The 17,699-nt window shown below is 70.3% G+C and carries 10 protein-coding genes; 6 read left to right on the top strand and 4 right to left on the bottom strand.

Annotated elements, in window-relative coordinates:
* Nucleotides 1-563 precede the first annotated feature (563 nt).
* Entirely contained in the window at nt 564-3,056 is a 2,493-nt protein-coding gene (locus ABZ671_RS31145; protein WP_357864828.1) for a hypothetical protein, read from the top strand.
* Between the two features lie 94 nt (nt 3,057-3,150).
* Here ABZ671_RS31145 and ABZ671_RS31140 read toward each other — a convergent pair whose 3' ends face one another.
* Nucleotides 3,151-3,822 (bottom strand): DUF305 domain-containing protein, encoded by a 672-nt coding sequence (locus ABZ671_RS31140; RefSeq protein WP_357864826.1) that lies wholly within the window; start codon nt 3,820-3,822, stop codon nt 3,151-3,153.
* A gap of 279 nt (nt 3,823-4,101) precedes the next feature.
* Between ABZ671_RS31140 and ABZ671_RS31135 the strand changes: the two genes are divergently transcribed.
* A complete protein-coding gene (locus tag ABZ671_RS31135) occupies nt 4,102-5,391 on the top strand; it encodes an MFS transporter (RefSeq protein ID WP_357864824.1) in 1,290 nt (429 codons plus the stop codon).
* Between the two features lie 300 nt (nt 5,392-5,691).
* Nucleotides 5,692-8,301, top strand: a complete 2,610-nt coding sequence (locus tag ABZ671_RS31130; protein WP_357864822.1) for a tetratricopeptide repeat protein — start codon at nt 5,692-5,694, stop codon at nt 8,299-8,301.
* 31 nt (nt 8,302-8,332) lie between these two features.
* Here the strand turns inward: ABZ671_RS31130 and ABZ671_RS31125 are convergent, their stop codons facing one another.
* Together ABZ671_RS31125 and ABZ671_RS31120 are read right to left on the bottom strand one after the other, a co-directional pair.
* Nucleotides 8,333-9,220 carry a DMT family transporter gene (locus ABZ671_RS31125; protein ID WP_357864820.1) on the bottom strand — a complete coding sequence of 296 codons (888 nt, stop codon included), beginning with the start codon at nt 9,218-9,220 and terminating at the stop codon, nt 8,333-8,335.
* Between the two features lie 88 nt (nt 9,221-9,308).
* A complete protein-coding gene (locus ABZ671_RS31120) occupies nt 9,309-10,865 on the bottom strand; it encodes a helix-turn-helix domain-containing protein (protein ID WP_357864818.1) in 1,557 nt (518 codons plus the stop codon).
* 134 nt (nt 10,866-10,999) lie between these two features.
* Between ABZ671_RS31120 and ABZ671_RS31115 the strand changes: the two genes are divergently transcribed.
* The 3 genes from ABZ671_RS31115 to ABZ671_RS31105 all read left to right on the top strand — a co-directional run bounded on the left by ABZ671_RS31115 (nt 11,000) and on the right by ABZ671_RS31105 (nt 15,133).
* On the top strand, nt 11,000-12,262 hold the full coding sequence (locus tag ABZ671_RS31115; RefSeq protein WP_357864816.1) for an FAD-dependent oxidoreductase: 1,263 nt from the start codon (nt 11,000-11,002) through the stop codon (nt 12,260-12,262).
* A 279-nt stretch (nt 12,263-12,541) separates the two neighbouring features.
* Entirely contained in the window at nt 12,542-13,966 is a 1,425-nt protein-coding gene (locus tag ABZ671_RS31110) for a M1 family metallopeptidase (RefSeq protein WP_357864814.1), read from the top strand.
* Between the two features lie 117 nt (nt 13,967-14,083).
* Entirely contained in the window at nt 14,084-15,133 is a 1,050-nt protein-coding gene (locus ABZ671_RS31105) for a hypothetical protein (RefSeq protein ID WP_357864812.1), read from the top strand.
* A 281-nt stretch (nt 15,134-15,414) separates the two neighbouring features.
* Here ABZ671_RS31105 and ABZ671_RS31100 read toward each other — a convergent pair.
* On the bottom strand, nt 15,415-17,699 hold a 2,285-nt coding region (locus ABZ671_RS31100; protein WP_357864810.1), incomplete at its 5' end, for a M36 family metallopeptidase.

Raw genomic sequence — 17,699 nt, 5'->3', positions numbered from 1 at the left:
AGGCACCGCTGCTCCCTTCGGGGGTTGGACAGGACAGCACGAAGCGCCGATCCACGACCGCCGCAGCGGCCCGCCATGCTGCTCCGCGGGCGCCCACTCGGCAATTACGTTCAGTAGTCAGACCCGAGCGAGGTGAATTGCATCGACGCTACGGTGTGCTCTACGGGCCGATCATCCGACGAGTGGCGGAATATTCCGAGCAGGAACTCCTACGCCTGTCGCGGCCACTGACAAACCCACCACAACGGACACGTCTCGCGCCCGCAGGTGTGCTTTGTGGCCTGCTGACCTGGCTGAAAGACGATGAGCGGATCTTCCGTACCGACCGCTTTTGGGCCGACCGGCGAGTTCTCGAGAGCCGATGGCACGCCCGGTTGACCGACACAAATACGCGTAATTCTCGCTGACTTCTTGACCAACGACCAATGGCCGGTACGGTCCTTACTCACACGACGCGCCTCTGCCAACATCTGGACGGCGCGTCAGGTCTTTCGATCGGAAGGCGGCAAATGACACAACAATTGGGAACCAGGCCGCGTCGGGGGCGTCAAGCTCTCGGCGTGATGGCCGCGGGGCTCCTCATGGCCGGCGTGCTGCCCAGCACGGCGGCTTCAGCGGCGGACCCCGACCCTCGGGTCGGGCTCGGCGGCGGCTTGCACGACGCGCAGTCGGCGATCAGCAACCTGGAGCAGGTGGCGCACCGCGACAAGCCGGCGGGTATGTTCGACCCGAACAACCCGAACAGCGGCGGGTTCTACAACTCGGACTTCGGCTTCGGCGGCAAGTACGCGTTCACGGGCAACTACAACGGGTTCAACGTCTTCGACATCTCCACCCCCAGCAACCCCCAGCTGGTGACGAGCGTCGTGTGCCCGGGTGGGCAGGGTGACATCTCGGTCCACGGCAACCTGCTCTTCATGTCGGTCGAGGAGACCCGCGGGCGGGTCGACTGCGGCACGAACCCCAACGAGGGCACCCGGTTCCAGGGCGTCCGGATCTTCGACATCAGCGACGTGCGCAACCCGGTGCAGGTCGCGGCGGTCCAGCTCTGCCGTGGCTCGCACACGCACACGGTGGTGGCCGACCCGAAGGACCGCGACAACGTCTACGTCTACGTCTCGGGCACGACCTCGGTGCGCCCGGCGACGACGATGGAGGGTTGCAACAACAACGCCGCGGACGGCGAGAACCCGTCGCGCTGGCGGATCGAGGTCATCAAGGTGCCGGTGGCGGCGCCTCAGCAGGCCGCCGTGGTGACCGAGTCGCGGCTGTTCCAGGACCCGGTGACCGGCCGGGTCGACGGCCTGCAGAACGGCCCGACGTCGCCCCGGCACCCGTCCGGGTCGACCTGGTCGCCCACTCCGAACACCAACGCCTGCCACGACATCACCGCGTACCCGGAGATCGGGCTGGCCGCCGGCGCCTGCCAGGGCAACGGCATCCTGATCGACATCTCGGACCCGGCGAACCCCCGCCGGATCGACGCGGTGGCCGACCCGAACTTCGCGTACTGGCACTCGGCGACGTTCAACAACGACGGCACCAAGGTGATCTTCACCGACGAGTGGGGTGGCGGTAGCGCCGCGCACTGCCTCGCCACCGAGCAGCCGGAGTGGGGCGCCAACGCGATCTTCGACATCGTCGACGGGAAGATGCAGTTCCGCAGCTACTACAAGCTGCCGGCTCCGCAGACCACCCGGGAGAACTGCGTCGCCCACAACGGTTCGCTGATCCCGGTGCCCGGCCGCGACATCATGATGCAGGCCTGGTACCAGGGCGGCCTCTCGGTGTTCGACTTCACCGACTCGGCCCACCCGAAGGAGATCGCCTTCTTCGACCGCGGGCCGGTCAACCCGAACTCGCTGGTGCTCGCCGGGTTCTGGTCGGCGTACTGGTACAACGGCAACCTGTACGGCAACGAGATCGCCCGTGGCTTCGACGTGTTCAAGCTGAAGCCCAGCCAGTACCTGTCGAAGGCGGAGATCCAGGCCGCCGAGCAGGTGAAGCTCAGCGAGTTCAACCCCCAGGGCCAGCCGAAGATCACCTGGGCGCCGAGCTTCGCGGTCGCGCGTGCGTACTACGACCAGCTGGTTCGGGCCAACGCCTTCGACGCGGCGCTGGCCGCGAAGGTCGACGGCTTCCTGACGCGGGCCGAGGACTTCGCTGCCGATGGCAAGCGTGGCGCCGCTGAGGAGCAGCTGCGGACGCTCGCCAACGTGCTGGGCGCGCCGCAGTACCAGACGCTGAAGGACGCGGTCCTGGCCCTGGCGGAAGCGGTCAACCCGACCGTCTCCGTCACGGTGAACCCGGCCGAGGCGACCGGCAACAACGGCTGGTACACCAGCGACGTCACGCTCACCTTCAGCGGCCTCACCGCCGACCTGACCGGCCAGGTCTCCACCGACGACGGGGCCACCTGGGTCAACGCGCCCAACGGCGTCGCGACGATCAGCTCCGACGTCAAGGGTTCGGTGCGCTACCGGGCGCTCGACAACTCCGGTTACCCGACCAAGGAGGGCACGGTCTGGCTCAAGCTCGACAAGACCGCGCCGACCGTGGCGGTGTCCGGGGTGGCCGACGGGGCGTCCTACGGCTCCTCCGGCTCGGTGACCGTTGACTGGACGGTCAGCGACGCCACCTCCGGGCCTGGCGCCACCCCGGAGAGCGGGCTGCTGGACGGCAAGCGGGTGACGCGTGGTTCGAGCATCACCCTGTCCGGCCTCCTGCTGGGCAGCCACACGCTCGAGGTGACCGGGAAGGACAAGGCCGGCAACACCGCGACCAAGTCCGTCACCTTCACCGTCACGACGTCGTTCGCCGACCTGCAGGCGCACGTCGACGGCTTCAAGTCGACGGGCACCATCTCCGCCGGCAACGCCGACAAGCTGACCGGCAACCTCAACAAGGCCAGCGCGGCTGCCGCCGCCAACCGGCCGGCGGAGGCTGTCGAGTGGCTCAAGGCGTTCGTCAACCAGGCCCTCGTGCTCAACGCCACGGGTGCCCGCAACCTGCTGGTCCGTGACGGCCAGGCGCTGATCAACCAGATCGGCGGCTAGCTCGACCGACCCGCCGATCCCGGCGGGGTAACGAAAGAAGGGGGCCCGCTCAGCGTTGCTGAGCGGGCCCCCGGCTTCTTGTCGACAGCAGATGTCAGCGCATCTTGGCGAGCATCCCCTGCATCCGCTCAATCTCGATGCTCTGGTCGGCGTTGACCTCGCGGGCGAACTGGTCGGCCGCCGGTTCGAGCCCACCGCCCGTCGCGTAGAGCTCCTGCACCATCGTCAGCGCACCCTGGTGGTGGCCGATCATGAAGGTGAGGAAGAGCCGGTCGAACTCCGCGCCGTGCGCCTTCTTGAGCTGGTCGAACTGCTCCTCGGTGAGCATTCCCGGCATGTTCTTGTGCCCGGCATGACCCACGTTCGGCCCCGCGGTCGGTATGTCGCGATCCTTGAGCCATCGCTGCATCAGCTCGATCTCACCCCGCTGCGACATCTCGATCCGCTTGCCGAGCAGGGTCACGTCCCGGTTGGTGGTGCGGTCCGCGATGAGCGCGGTCATCTCCAGGGCCTGCGCGTGGTGCGGGATCATTCCCTCGATGAACAGGGTGTCGGCCGCGGTGAACCCGGGCGCCGCGATCTGGGCCACCTCACTCGGTGACAGTGACCTGCCCGGCTGGCCGGGCGCGCCCGGCTGGACCACGTGGGCTGCGATCGGCGGACGGTAGGGCGGGTCGCTGTCGGACCGGAGAGCGAAGGCCACTCCCGAACCGACGGCGACCGTGGCCACAGCAGCCGAGATGATCAAGCGACGAGAAAGGGGCATGATTCAGTACCTATCCAGGTTGAGCAGCGCAGAAGTGAAGTCATAGTGCCTCATGTCCGCCGCCGTCACCAGGCTTCCGGCCCGCCCTGTTCTGGTCATCAGCGAGCCGACGGATAGCAGACTCACCCGATCGACCACGCGGCACCCCGGTCCATCATCGACGCCGCCCGGCGCAGCTGGGCAGTCTCGAACGGATCCGAACGGCTCCGAACGGGCGAACCGGCCTCCGCCGGCACCTTCATGGATACGGTCTGGGTCAGCAGGTCGAAGGGAGGCGTGGTGACCGAGCGGGCCGCGACGTACGCCGAGGTGTTCGCGGTCCGCGAATACCGCTACCTCTTCACGGCGTATCTGCTGTCCCTGCTCGGCGATCAGCTCACCGCCGTCACGGTGGCGTATCTCGTCTACACCGGCACCGGGTCGGCGGCGCTGGCCGCCGCGGGCTACGCCAGTTCCTACCTGGCCTGGCTGACCGGCGGACCGCTGCTGTCCGGCCTGGCCGACCGGTTTGCGCGACGGCGGATCCTGATCGGCTGCGACGTGGCCCGCGCCCTGCTCATTCCCCTGGCGGCGATGCCCCACGTCCCCGCGCCCGCCGTGGTGGCGCTGCTGTTCGGCGTGAACCTGCTGCGGCCGCCGTTCGTGGCCGCGCGGGCGGCGCTGCTGCCCGAGGTGCTCGACGGCGACCGCTACCCGGTGGCCAACGGCGTGGACAACACCACCGCCCAGATCGTCCAGGTGGTCGGCTTCGCCGCCGGGGGTGGCCTGGTAGCGGCGCTCTCGCTGCGGGGCGCGTTGCTGGTCGACGCCGCGACCTTTCTTATCTCGGCGGTACTGATCGGGATCGGGGTACGCCCCCGCGCGGTCCCGGCTCGACCGGAGGGGCCGACACGGGGCGGCCCCTCCGGCGGGCTGCGGATCATCTTCACCGACCAGCGGCTGCGGGCGTACGTCCTGGTCCTCTGGGTGGCCAGCGCCTTCACCTACGCCGCCGAGGGCCTGATGGCACCGCTGGCCCTCGGATACGGCGGTGGGCCCGGGACGGTCGGGCTACTGCTGGCGGCGGCACCGCTGGGGACGGCCGTCGGAGCGGTCGCCCTCACCCGCTTCTGCCCGCCGCGCACCCGTCCCCGGCTCGTTCTGCCATTGGCGGTGGCGAGCGCCGCGGTCCTGACGGTGGTCGCCCTCGAACCTCCGTTGTGGATGGTGCTGGGCCTGCTGGTGGCGGCCGGTGCCGGCAGTGCTTTCGGTGTGCCGCTGAACGCCCTGTTCGGGCGGGCGGTGCCGGCCGAATTCCGGGGGCGGGCCTTCGGGGTCGCCATCACCGGCCTCAGTGGGCTGCAGGGCGTCGCGATGGTCCTGGCGGGCCTGGCCGCCGAACGCTGGGCCGCGACCACGGTGGTCGGGGTGAGCGGACTGCTGGGCGCGACGGCGGTGTTCGCGCTGGCGCCGCTCTGGCCGCACCGGCGCTCCGGAGCGGCGGCTGCCGAGCCACTCGAACACCTTCGAATGAGCCCGACCACCGCTGAGCCTTCCCCGGTGCCCACCCAGGCGGCCAACCTGGGATGACCGGGCCGGCACCGGGCCGGTTCCCCGAGCGGAGAGGAGAAGCCCATGCGCGGCGTCTGCAAGCGCGGCATCAGCTGGACCTGATCGCCTCTGGCGTAGGTGCGCCGGCCCCGTCCGCCCACCGGCGGGCGGGGCCGGTCCGCGCCCGCCCGCGTGGCCACTACGACCACCGCCCCAGATCACTGTTGCTCGATGCTGTCTCGCATCGCGGTTGTCCGGCTGTTCCCTTGCCGCGCGCTGACATACTTACATCGGCGAGTCTCCGGCACCCGGTACATAACCTCTGTGACGTGAAGGGCGATGACGGTCTCCGACTTCGGCGTCGACCCCACCACCGCGTCCTGCCCCGAGCAGTACGTCGCGCTGCTGCGCCGTCTTCGTGACCAGTCCGGCCTCGCCTACCGTACGATCGCCCGCCGGGCACAGCGCAACGGTGACGTGCTGCCCGCCAGCACCCTGGCGACCATGCTGGGCCGGTCGACCCTCCCCCGCCGTGATCTGGTGGTCGCCCTGCTGCGGGCGTGCGACGTACCGGACGACCGGGCGGCGGCCTGGTTGACGACCTGGGCCCGGCTGTCCGCCGCGCGGACGGTAGGCCGGGGCGCCGCACCGGAACAGCGGCCCCCCGGTGCCGGGCACCGCAGCGTCACCCCGCCGAGCCCGCCCGACCCGATGGCCTCGGTGACCGCTGCTCCTCGCGGGTCGCCGATGCTACGGCTGGTGCCCGGCACCGGGGGGCCGCGTGATGTGCCGGGCCGGCTGGGTCAGGTGCGCGTCGCCGGAGCGGGCGGGCCCGACCCGGAGCGGGAGCACATCGCGCCGCCCGCGCTGGCGTGGCCCGCACCGGACCACTCGCCGGCCGACGGCAGCCGGCTACCCGTGCCGTTCCAACTGCCACCGGCACCGCCCTTCCTCGTGGGGCGGGAGGCGGAGAACGCTCGCCTGATCGCCGCGGCCGCCCGTGACGGCGCCATCTGTGTGGTCGAGGGTGCCGGCGGAGTCGGCAAATCCGCGCTCGCCCTGCACGTCGCGCACCAGATCGCGGCACGGTACGACGGCGGCTGCCTCTACGCCGACCTGCACGGCACCAGCACCGGGATCACCCCAGCGGAGCCGGCGGACGTGCTGGCCCGATTCCTGCGCGCGCTGGGCGCGCCGGGCGCACCCGCGTCCTCGGAGGAGGCGAGTGCGCTGCTGCGCACCTGGGCCGCCGACCGCCGCGTACTCGTCGTCCTGGACAACGCCGCCTCCGCGGCGCAGGTTCGTCCGCTGCTGGTCAGTGGCCCGGGGTGCGCGACCTTGGTCACCAGCCGGTGGGGGCTCGCCGATCTCGACGCGACCGTCCGGATCCGGATCGACCCGTTACGGGACGACGCGGCGCTCGCCCTGTTCGAGCGGCTCGGCGGCGCGCAGCGCGTCGTTGCCGAGCCGGACGCCGCGGCGCAGGTCGTCCGACATTGTGGCGGGTTGCCCCTGGCGTTGCGGATCATCGGCGCACGCGCCGCGGCCCGGCCCGACGCGCCGCTGCGCGGCCTCGCGGAGCGGATGGACGACGAGGAGCGCCGGCTCGACGTGCTGGAGGTCGGAGATCTCTCCGTGCGGGCCAGCCTGCACCTCGGCTATCAGGCGTTCGGCGACTCGCCACGGGAAGAGCGCCGCTGGGCCGCTCGGCTGTTCCGGCTCGCGGCTTTGCCCGACTGGGCCGATGCCACCGCGTACGGCTGCGCGGCGCTCGCGGACCTTCCGGTGCCGGTCGCCGAGCGGGCCCTTGAGACGTTGGTGGACGCGCACCTGCTCGAGCCGGCCGGCGATGGTGGGTACCGGTTCCACGACATCGTCCGGCTCTACGCCCGCGAGCGCGCCCACGAGATCGATGCGGTCGCCGATCGGGAGGCGGCGCTGAGCCGCCTGACCGGGTGGCTGTTCGCCACCACCGCCACGGCGGCACGGCTGCTCTACCCGCAGGAAAAGCTTCCGTTCGCCGCGCTGAGCGACCCGGCCGGCCGCCCCGGCCAGCCGTTGGCCGACACCGCGGACGCCTGGGCCTGGTTCGAGCGCGAGCACACGAACCTGCTGACGATCGCGCGGCAGCAGGTCGCGGCCGGGCAGACGCTGGCCTCGGTACGAGATCTCGCAGTCGTGGTCGTCAGGTTCATCGACTACTCCGGGTACGTGTCAGAGCAGCAGCAGTTCGGCGAGCTGGCCGTCGAAGCTGCGCAGCGGTTGGGTGACCGGTCGGGCACGGCGCTGGCGTTGAACATTGTCGCCGTGGCGCTGCTGCGGCAGGGCCGACTCGACGAGGCGATCCCGCTGCTGGAGCGCAACCTCGCCGTGCAGCGCGATCTCGGCGACCGGGCACGGGAGGCGGCCTGCCTCAACAACCTCGGCAACGCGTTGCGCGACAAGGGCGATCTTGACGCCGCGCTCCGACACCTGCGGGCGGCCCTCGCCATCCGGCGCGAGCTCGGTGACCAGAACAAGGAGGGCAGCGTCCTCGACAACCTCGCGTTGGTCCATCAACGCCGGGGCGAGTTTCGACAGGCCGTCGCGCACCACGAGGCGGGGCTGGCGACTGCCGCCGAGGGCGCGGATCCGCTGTGGCAGGCGCAGGCGCTGGTCAACTTCGCGGAGACGTTGCAGCTGGCCGGAGGCCACGAGGCAGCGATCGCGCGGGCCGCCGAGTCGTTGGAGATCTGCCAGCGTTACCGGCACCAGCGCGGCATCGGCCTGGCGCAGCGGGTGCTCGGCGACGCGTACGCGAGTCTCGGGCGCACGGCCGAGGCACGCCGGCGCTGGCGGGAGGCACTGGTCCGGCTCGATGGTCTGGATCGGGAGGCGAACGTCAAGCTGCGGGCGGCCCTCGGCGACGACGGGCGCGATGTCGGACATGACCCGACTCTTTCACCTTGACGGTTTTTTCTTGTTGGTTCTCTGCGCCCCGCTACGGGGCGTCATCGGAGGGATCGTTCACCGGCTCGAGATGGTGGCCGACGATGTGCGGTGACGCGGCCAGCAGGTACACCGCGAACGTCATGACGATCAGGCCGGCAGCCTCCACGGCAAGCGCCGCCGGTGTCAGTCGCAGGGTCCCACCGAGCACGCCGATGCCGATCGCGATACCGGAGAGCGGCTCGGCCGCGGCCAGGGGCGGAAAGGAGACGGACAGCGGAGCAAGGTCGAAGGCGCTCTGCGCGAGCAGGGTTCCGATCAGTCCGATCATGAAAACGGTGTACGGCTGCCAACTGGTCATCAGCGCCAGCAGCCCGTGGGTGGACAAAAGGTGCACAGCCGACTGGGTCAGGGCGGACTGGAGCCCGTAGAGCATGCCTGCCCCGATCGCCAGCATCGGCGCTTCCTGCCCGGGGCGCAGCCGGCGTGCGGAGCGCACGAGCAGCAGGGTCAGCGCGCCGATGCCGGCCGCTGCCACCGCCCAATCCCAGGCTGGTACCCCCTCCGGGTTACCGGTTCCGGGATGACCCGCCACGATGAAGGCGACCATGCCCACGGTGACGGCCAACGCGACCCCCCAGTCCCGCGGCCGCAGCGGGCGCCGGGACCACAGCGCCGAGGCAGACAGGGCGAACAGCAGGCGCAGCACCAGGACGGGTTGCACCAGCACGACCGAGCCTCGCCCCAGGGCGGCGCCACTGAGCAGGCCGCCCAGCAGCGTCGCCGCGAGACCCAGCAGCCACAGTCGCTGCCGGACGAGATGCCACAGCAGCCCCAGGCGCAGCGCCAGACCGTCCGGGGCCTGGAAGGCGACCCGCTGCTGGATGGCCGAACCGACGCCGAGCAGCAGGGCGGCGCCGATTGCCAGGATGAAGACCACCGAAGGGGCTACCCCGTCCCCTCCGTCCAAACCATCATTCTTGTCTGGTCCGTCCGGGCCGAGTCGGTGACCGCACCGGGACGCGGGGTCAGGCTCCGGGCCGCAGCGCCGCGAGTTGGATCTGGAGTGCGAGCCGGGTACGCGGAGAATCGAGATCGACCTGAATGACCTCGGCGAGGCGGCGCATGCGATGCCGAAGCGTATTGGGGTGCACGTGCAACTGCCGGGCCGCCTTGTTCGGGTCACCCTGCTGTTCGAGCCAGGCGGCGACGGTGGCGACGTAGTTGGTGCCGTGCTTCCGGTCATGGGCGACAAGATCGGGCAGGGGCCCGCCGACCAGCAGGTCGTCCTGAGGCACCGCGGCAACCACCCGGTGTACGACCACCTCGGCCCAGAGATCCTCGAACCGCAGCACCGAGCTTCGCTGCCGCGCCGAGCCGTGCAACGCGAGCAGTTCCGCTGCCTCGGCACGTGATCGCGGCAGGTCAGCCAGGTCCGCGGCGACGCTGCCGGACGCGGCACGCAGCCCCGGTTCATGCACGGCGATGTCGCGAATGAGCCGCTCCATCCAGAGCCAGGAGCCGGGCAACTCGCCCTCGTCGACCACGACGGCGAACAAGACGTCTCCGACGTCCGCGATCAGCGGCTGACGCCAGCCGTGGCGACGGGTGATCGACTCCCACAGGGCCAGGGTGTGCACCATTCCCGCGGTGCCGCCGTGCGCCTCGAGCGCGACGACCCGCCACGGGCCCGTGGGCAGGCCGAGCTCCTCCCGGCCCAGTCGGCCGGGGGCACGCAGGGCCGCCCGCAGGCGGTCGGCCGACACCCGGCGGGCGACATCGGCCTGCACCCGGAGGCGGAGCAGGTGCAGCGCCAGCACGGACGCCGCGCCCTGAAGATCCCGCAAGCGCCCGTCCGGCACCGGCCCCTCCACGACGGCCCAGATCGAGCCGAGCAGCTCGCCTCCGGCACGAATCGGGATCACCAGCCGGGGAAGGGTCCCATTCGGGCCCTGCGGCACGAAGACCAGCTCGCTGCCCTTCGCAAGCTTGCGGAACACACCCCGGGAGCGGAAGTGCGCGATCACGTCGCCGGGGACGCGTCGGCCGACGATCGTCGAGACACGCGCCGGGTCGGTGCGGTCCTGTCGTGACGAGTAGGCGAGCACCCGGGACTGGGCATCCTCGATCGTCACCGGTGCGTCGACGATGGCGGCGGTCGCGTCAGCGAGGGCGAACAGCTCGTCGTACACCCCGGGTGTGCCGGTCTCGGGTGAGCCCGGCGCCGCCGCCCTGTCGATCACCCCCCGGAGCAGCCAGACGAGCTGGGCCCACGACCCGTGGCGCTGCAGCTCGACCAGAGTCAGGTCGCGCTCGGCGGCGGCGGATGTCACGTCGGGGTGCGAGGCGAGCGGGGGCTTGAGGACGAGACCGCCCGCCCCGGTCTCCGCGCAGCGCTCGATGACGGCGAGTGCCTGGTCCGGCGTCGCGATGCCCGCGCCAAGGACGAGATCGCCGCTCTGGCCGGTCGACGCGTCGTCGAGCTCGGCGAGGGCCACGTCGCGTACTTCCGCCGGTTTTGCGGCGACGACGACCTGAAGCAGGGCGGCGCCGACCGCCTCCACCACGCCGGCCACGGTCATCATGACCACATCATGCCTCGGCGTTGTTCGTTCCGACCAATCGCGGGTACGAGTGTTGGCCCACCGGAACAATGACGTCTCGGCCTGGCGACGACAGGATTGGGCCCGATCTCAGGTCGCTTGAAGGAGAGAACGGAATGTCTGCCACCGAGTCCGCGCCCGCCCCCCAGCGCGTCGCCATCGTCGGCGCGGGAATGGTCGGGCTGGCCACCGCCTGGTTCCTGCAGGAACGGGGGGTGGAGGTCACCGTGCTCGATCGTACGGGGGTGGCGGCGGGCGCCTCGTGGGGCAACGCCGGCTGGCTCACCCCCGGCATCACCACTCCCCTGCCCGAGCCAGCCGTGCTCCGCTACGGGCTGCGCGCCGTCCTGAGCCCGTCGTCGCCGGTGTACGTGCCGCCGCGCGCGGACCCTCGGCTGCTGCGGTTCCTGGCCGGCTTCACCCGGCACAGCACCGCCGCGAAGTGGCGGACCGCGATGCGGGCCTACATCCCGATGAACCGGCGCGCGTTCGAGGCGTTCGACGCCCTGGGGGCCGGCGGGGTCGCGGCGATGACGCACGAGGCGAAGTCGTTCATCGCGGCGTACCGGACCGAGGCCGAGCGGTCGGTCCTGCTGGACGAGCTGGCGCACATCCACGCCGCGGGCCAGGAGATCGAATTCGACGTCCTGACCGGGGCCGAGGCGCGTGAGGTGGAGCCCTCACTGTCGGAGAACATCGGCGCTGCCATCCGCCTGCACGGTCAGCGGTTCATCAACCCCGGCGAGTACGTGCACTCGCTCGCGGGCTCCGTACGCGCCCGGGGGGCGTCGCTGGTGACCGGGGCGGACGTCGTGGACGTCCGCGACGAGGGGACCGGGGTCCGGGTGGTGACCTCCGCCGGCGCTGACGAGCGCTACGACGCGGTGGTGCTGGCGACCGGCACCTGGCTCGGCGAGCTGGGCCGGCGCTTCGGCGTCCGGACGGTCGTGCAGGCCGGGCGGGGATACAGCTTCAGCGTGAAGATGGAGCACGTTCCGTCGGGGCCGGTGTACTTCCCGGCGCAGCGCGTCGCGTGCACGCCGCTCGGCGACCGGCTGCGCGTCGCCGGGATGATGGAGTTCCGCAGTGCGGAGGCCCCGCTGGACCGGCGCCGCATCCTGGCCATCGCCGAGGCCGCCCGACCGCTGCTGCGGGGGGCGGACCTCGACGGCCGCGTCGACGAGTGGGTCGGGTCGCGGCCCTGCACCCCCGACGGCCTGCCACTGATCGGGGCGACCAGGTCGTCCCGGGTCTTCGCAGCCGGCGGTCACGGCATGTGGGGCATCACCCTCGGCCCGCTCACCGGCAGCCTGCTCGCCGAGGAGATGACCACCGGCCGACGGCCGACGGAGCTGCAGCCCTTCAACCCGCTGCGCTGACACCTCACCCTGGGATGCCGGCGGCCGATCGCGATCGCCGGCACACCGATTCCACCCGACACAGTCGACATTTCAGGCGGGCGGAGCGCCACGGCGCTTCGCCCGCCTTTGGTGATCGGGTAGGCATTCGACCTGGTAGGTCGTGAGCAGACAGTCCCCCGACTCGGGGCAGGAAACCTCATACGAACACTTGACGAACTCGGGTCTGGTGCGGATGGATAGGTGGTGATCATCTGACGGCCAGTTGCATTCCTGGCCTTTCCATAGAGAGGTTTCCACATGGCAGTTCCACGCCTGCGCCATACCGCACTGGCGACGGTCGCCCTGATGGTGGCCGGGACCACTGCGATACCGGCCACGGCCGGTGCGGCACCGGGCAACCCTGGCGCCCCCCGATACTCGGCCGGCGCGGCGAACGTCGGCGACCCGTACTTCCCCGACCAGGGCAACGGCGGATACGACGTCCAGCACTACGACCTCAACTTCTCCTACGACCCGGCGACCCGTTTCATGGACGCCACCGCCACGATCACCGCGATCGCCACCCAGGACCTCGACCAGTTCAACCTCGACTTCCGTGGTCCGGAGATCTCCTCGCTGACGGTCAACGGGCACGCCCACGGCTTCACCCGTGAGGGCCAGGAACTGATCGTCACCCCGCGGCCCAAGCTCAAGGCCGGGCAGACGTTCACCGTGGTGGTGAAGTACGCCGGCGTACCGAGCGTCATCACCGACCCGGACGGGTCGATCGAAGGCTGGGTGCCGACCGACGACGGCGCCTTCGTCGCCGGGGAGCCGCAGGGCGCCCCGGGCTGGCTGCCCACCAACGACCACCCGACCGACAAGGCCACCTACCGGTTCACCGCCAAGGTGCCGGAGGGGCTCACGGCCGTCGGCAACGGCCAGCTTCTCTCCCAAAGCACGAAGGACGGTTGGACCACCTTCGTCTGGGACTCGACCGAGCCAATGGCCAGCTACCTGGCAACGGTCACCATCGGCAACTTCGTGGTCACCGAGTCGACCACGGCGAGCGGAATCCCGGTTTACGTGGCGGTCGACCCACGGCAGGTCGCCGGGTCGGCCAGCGCCGTGTCACAGATCCCGAAGATTATCGACTTCTTCTCCTCGAAGTTCGGTCCGTACCCGTTCGCCTCGACGGGTGCGATCATCGACCGGGCCCCGAACGTGGGCTACGCCCTGGAGAGCCAGACCAAGCCGATCTTCTCCAGCGCGGCGAGCGTCAGCACCATGGCCCACGAGCTGGCCCACCAGTGGTTCGGCGACAGCGTCTCCCCGAAGCTCTGGTCGGACATCTGGCTCAACGAAGGCTTTGCCACCTACGCCCAGTGGATGTACACCGAGTACAACGGCGGCACGTCGGTCAACTCGACCTTCAACAACAGCAGCAACTACGGGCGAGCCGCGACGTCGTCGTTCTGGCAGACCGTCCTGGCCGACCCGGGCCCGGTGGACATGTTCAGCAACGTCCCATACAACCGGGGCGCGATGACCCTGCACGCGCTGCGCGGCAAGGTCGGCGACGACACGTTCTTCCGCATCGTGCGTGGATGGACGGCGAGCCACCGCCACGGCAACGCCGGAACGACCGACTTCATCGCCCTGGCCGAGCGGGAGTCCGGGCAGAACCTGCACGCCTTCTTCGACGTGTGGCTGTTCCAGAAGGGCAAGCCCACGACCTGGTGAGGCCGCCCGGGGGCCCCGCGACCTGTCGGTCGCGGGGCCCCATTGGCGAGTCTTTTCGTCTGGCGTACGACATCTTGGTGCGGCCTTCTGGGGCGCGGAGCGTGTCGGAGCGGCTTGGTGGCCTGCTGCCTCCGGCGTACCGGGCACTATGGCGGGATTTCGCTGGACCAGTGGGAGCAGATCAAGGGTGTGGCCGGCGTGGAGGTGCCGCTCTCGGGCATGAAGCCTGAGTACTTCGTCTACACCGATGGCACCCGCATACCGCAGCCCACATCGGCACAGGAGTGCCCGGCCGATGGCGGCGGTGGGCCGTTGGAGGTGCAGGCCGACGGAAGCCGGCGTCAAGTCTGCCTGGAGGCCATCGGCAGCTTCGACCCGGCGCTGCGCCGTACCCACGATAGCCGGGTCGAGGCGTACCAGATCCTGCCGGACCGCCGCCTTCGGGCGGCATCCGTCTTCACCCAAGGTCGGCCGTTGTCCGCGGTGCCCGTGACGGATCGTCTGGAGATCGACTTGTCGTCCCAGATCCCGCTTCTGATGGCTGCGGTTGACCCGGCGGCCGAGGCGCGACTGTTCGGTCTGGACCGGGCAACGACCGTCGGCCGTTACCTCACTGCCGATGACACGCTCCACGGTGATGGTCAGGGCAACCCGTCGATACCGGTCATCGCGGTGGCCGACCTGCGCCTGGATGAGCGGGTCGACGTGGCGGCGTCCCGGTTGTCGACCGCGCACGCCGAGCAGGTTGTCTGGGACAACCCGGAGGAGATGTGGCGGCATCTGCACACCGTCGACGGCGCCCGGCTGCGAACGACCACCTATGAGCTGGCGGATCTCTACCGCGAGCGGCTGGACAGCGCGATGAGCGACGGCAGCCCGCTCGCCAACTTCTCGCACGTGGTGCAGATCGAGCCCCCGGCCTACCGTCAACAGCCGGAGGGTGCCGTCCGAGTCCAGATGTCAACGGACCGCAAAGGCGGCGATGGCAACCGGTCCGCCGAAGACCTGTGGCACGTCTCCTGGCTGCTCGGCGACGGCGACGCGCGCCCGTGGCGGCAGGTGACGGTCTACGAGGCGGTCGGCCTCGGGTTGCTCGGCTCGCTGGTCGGTGCGGCCGTGGGGGTCCCCTGTCGGGGGATCCGCGCTGCTCGTCGGCCAGTTGGATAGCCGCCTGCTGGCAGTCGCGCTCGCCGCGACCACGGCCGGGGTGCTGCTGGCCGTGCTCGCCGCCTGGTTCCCGCAGCTCTGCACCGACGCCTTCCCACCGCCCGGCTCATCGCCGAAGATTGACCCAGTCGTAGCCGCTCGGACTTCGGGACGTTGTCGCCGTCGGACTGCTGGAGCGTATCCCCCGCCGCCCCTGGCCGCCTCCCGTCTGGAGGAAGAGGGAGCGTTCCGTGGTCGGAACGCTCCCCCCGCTCTCAGCTGGTGCGAGTGTTACCTACCGGTCAGCCTTCAATGAACTTGAAGTAGGCGCGGTGCTGGAGGCCGTTGTCGAGGGTCAGGACGAACTCACGGCAGGTGCCCGCCCAGGCTTTGTCGGTCTTCCACGGGTAGGTATACCGGCCGTTGGCGTTGGCCGACATGTGCGACCCGTCCGGGTTCCGAGCGGCGACCGGGGTGGGTCGGGGCGTGACCGGCCCGCTCGGGTTGACCGTCTTCAGCGTGTCGCAGTCCACCAGTCGCGAGTACGGCGACCCGCTGGCCAGGATGTCCAGGCCACGGTTGGTGGCCAGCTTGAAGGCCAGCTGCACGTTCGTACCGGCCTTCACGCTGTTGAGCGCCGGCGCGGCGGACTGGTTGACGAAGTCAGCCCGGCAGGACGGCGGCATGTCGAACGCCTCGCTGTTGTCGTTGCGGTTGGTGGTGCCCTGCACCGCGCTGTAGCCCAGGCCACGGCGAGCGAACGAACCCCAGATGATGCAGGAGTTCTCGCCACCGGTCAGCACCTTGTCGGCGGCGATGATCGCGTTACGGCCGGTCACGAAGCCCGGGCCGCAGCCCTGCATCTTCATGCCGTCGAGGACCAGCTGAAGAGCCAGGTTGTTGCCGCCGGTGTGCCAGGCCTCGTAGATGTTCGGGTTGAACCCGTGCCGATCGACGAGGTTCCAGACCATGTCGTACAGCACCGCTGCCCAGCCGTGACCGATGCCGTGCGGCGCCGCCAGGGAGGTGCCGTCCAGCCAGCCACCGGTCTTGATGCTGTCATAGGTGAACGGCTGGACCTCCATGTTCCGCGAGTACGGCCGCGGCCGGATACCGCCGCCCACCCGACTGTCCTGGAACAGCGGGTACTGACCGTAGCCGCGGGCCTTCTCCGGATCGTCGATCGCGGGGTTGAGCAGCGCGGTGATGGCGAGGAAGTCGCTCCAGCCCTCGCCCATCTGCTCGTCGCCGGTCAGGCAGTTGACGTTCGGGCCACCGGTGAGCCGGTTGGAGATGCCGTGGCCGTACTCGTGGAAAATCGTTTCCGAGCGGAACGAGGCGTCCCGCATCGGCGGCCGGGCCAGGTTGCGGTGAACCTTGCCCGAGGCCGGCAGGCCGGCCTTGATGGTCTTCCCGTCGGCCTGGCTCACCATGACCGCAGGAATCTTGACCGCCGGGCTCATGGAACCGCTCATCACCACCGGGTTGCCCGCGGCGTTGTTGACGACCACCACCGCGGCGGCGCCGGCCTTCTCGGCGTTGACCACCTGGGTGTAGTAGTTGCAGGTGCTGGTCCGGTCGACCACCGCGATCGCGCCAGTGGGCAGGCTGTAGGCGGTGCAGCCGTCGCCGGTCGCGCCGACGCCGTCGTTGACCAGCACCACCTGGCCGGCGAAGCCGGCGCTGGTGGGCGCGGGGGTGAACCGCGCGTACTCCGCCTCGTACGTGGCGGCGGCGGAGCCGCCGTCGATGGTCACGGCGTTGGGCAGACCGAACTGGTTGCCGGGCCAGAGGAACATCTGCATCCGGGGCCGGCCGCCGTCCACCGCGGGTGTGGAGAAGTTGGCGTTGTTCTCGCCGGAGCCGTCGTGTGCCTCGCACAGCACGTCGTCGCCGCCAACGCCGCCCCGGCCGTAGTTGTTGACCTGGAAGTTGCCGGACGCCTCGTCGAAGCCGTACCGGTAGGAGATGTCGTGGACCATGTTGCACCAGTAGAACTGGTTCACCACCGCGGCCTCGGTGTAGGTCTGCGGGTGCTCGTTCATATCGGCAGGGAAGTCGAAGCTGAGGCTGGCTCCGCCGTTCGGCTCGCTGCCCGGGTCGACCTGGTTGTTGGCGTCCTTGTCGGTGTAGGCGTACGCATTGTTGCCCCGGGTGATGGTGTATTCCGCGCCCGGCTTGCCGTCGATGTCGTGCCAGCCGTACGGCGATGCGGTCCCATCCGCCGGGTTGGTCACCACGGTCCGCGGCCCGTCGTTCGGGTCACCCTTCGGGAACTCGAACACGGTGTAGCTCGACCCGTCGACGGCCGGATTCGGCGGGCTGACCCGGAGGGTCGGGACGCTCGCGGCGGCGACGGTCGCGGCCGGTGCCTCCCGGCGGCCCAACGTGGTGGCCAGGCCCTCCGGGCTGTCGTGGTCGGTCCAGTCGTCGGCGTTGAGCAACTCGCCGGTCTCGGCGTCGACCGCGGCGTTCCACAGGTGGGCGTCCGAGGAGTCGTCGATCACCATCTGCCAGGCCAGCCGCAGCCCGTTCTCGGTCCGCTGCCAACCCAGCTTCGCCGGGATCGGCTCATCGGAGATCCCCG

This window comes from Micromonospora sp. NPDC006766, assembly GCF_040636055.1.
Classification (GTDB): domain Bacteria; phylum Actinomycetota; class Actinomycetes; order Mycobacteriales; family Micromonosporaceae; genus Micromonospora.
This window is presented reverse-complemented; position numbering and strand designations above follow the sequence as displayed.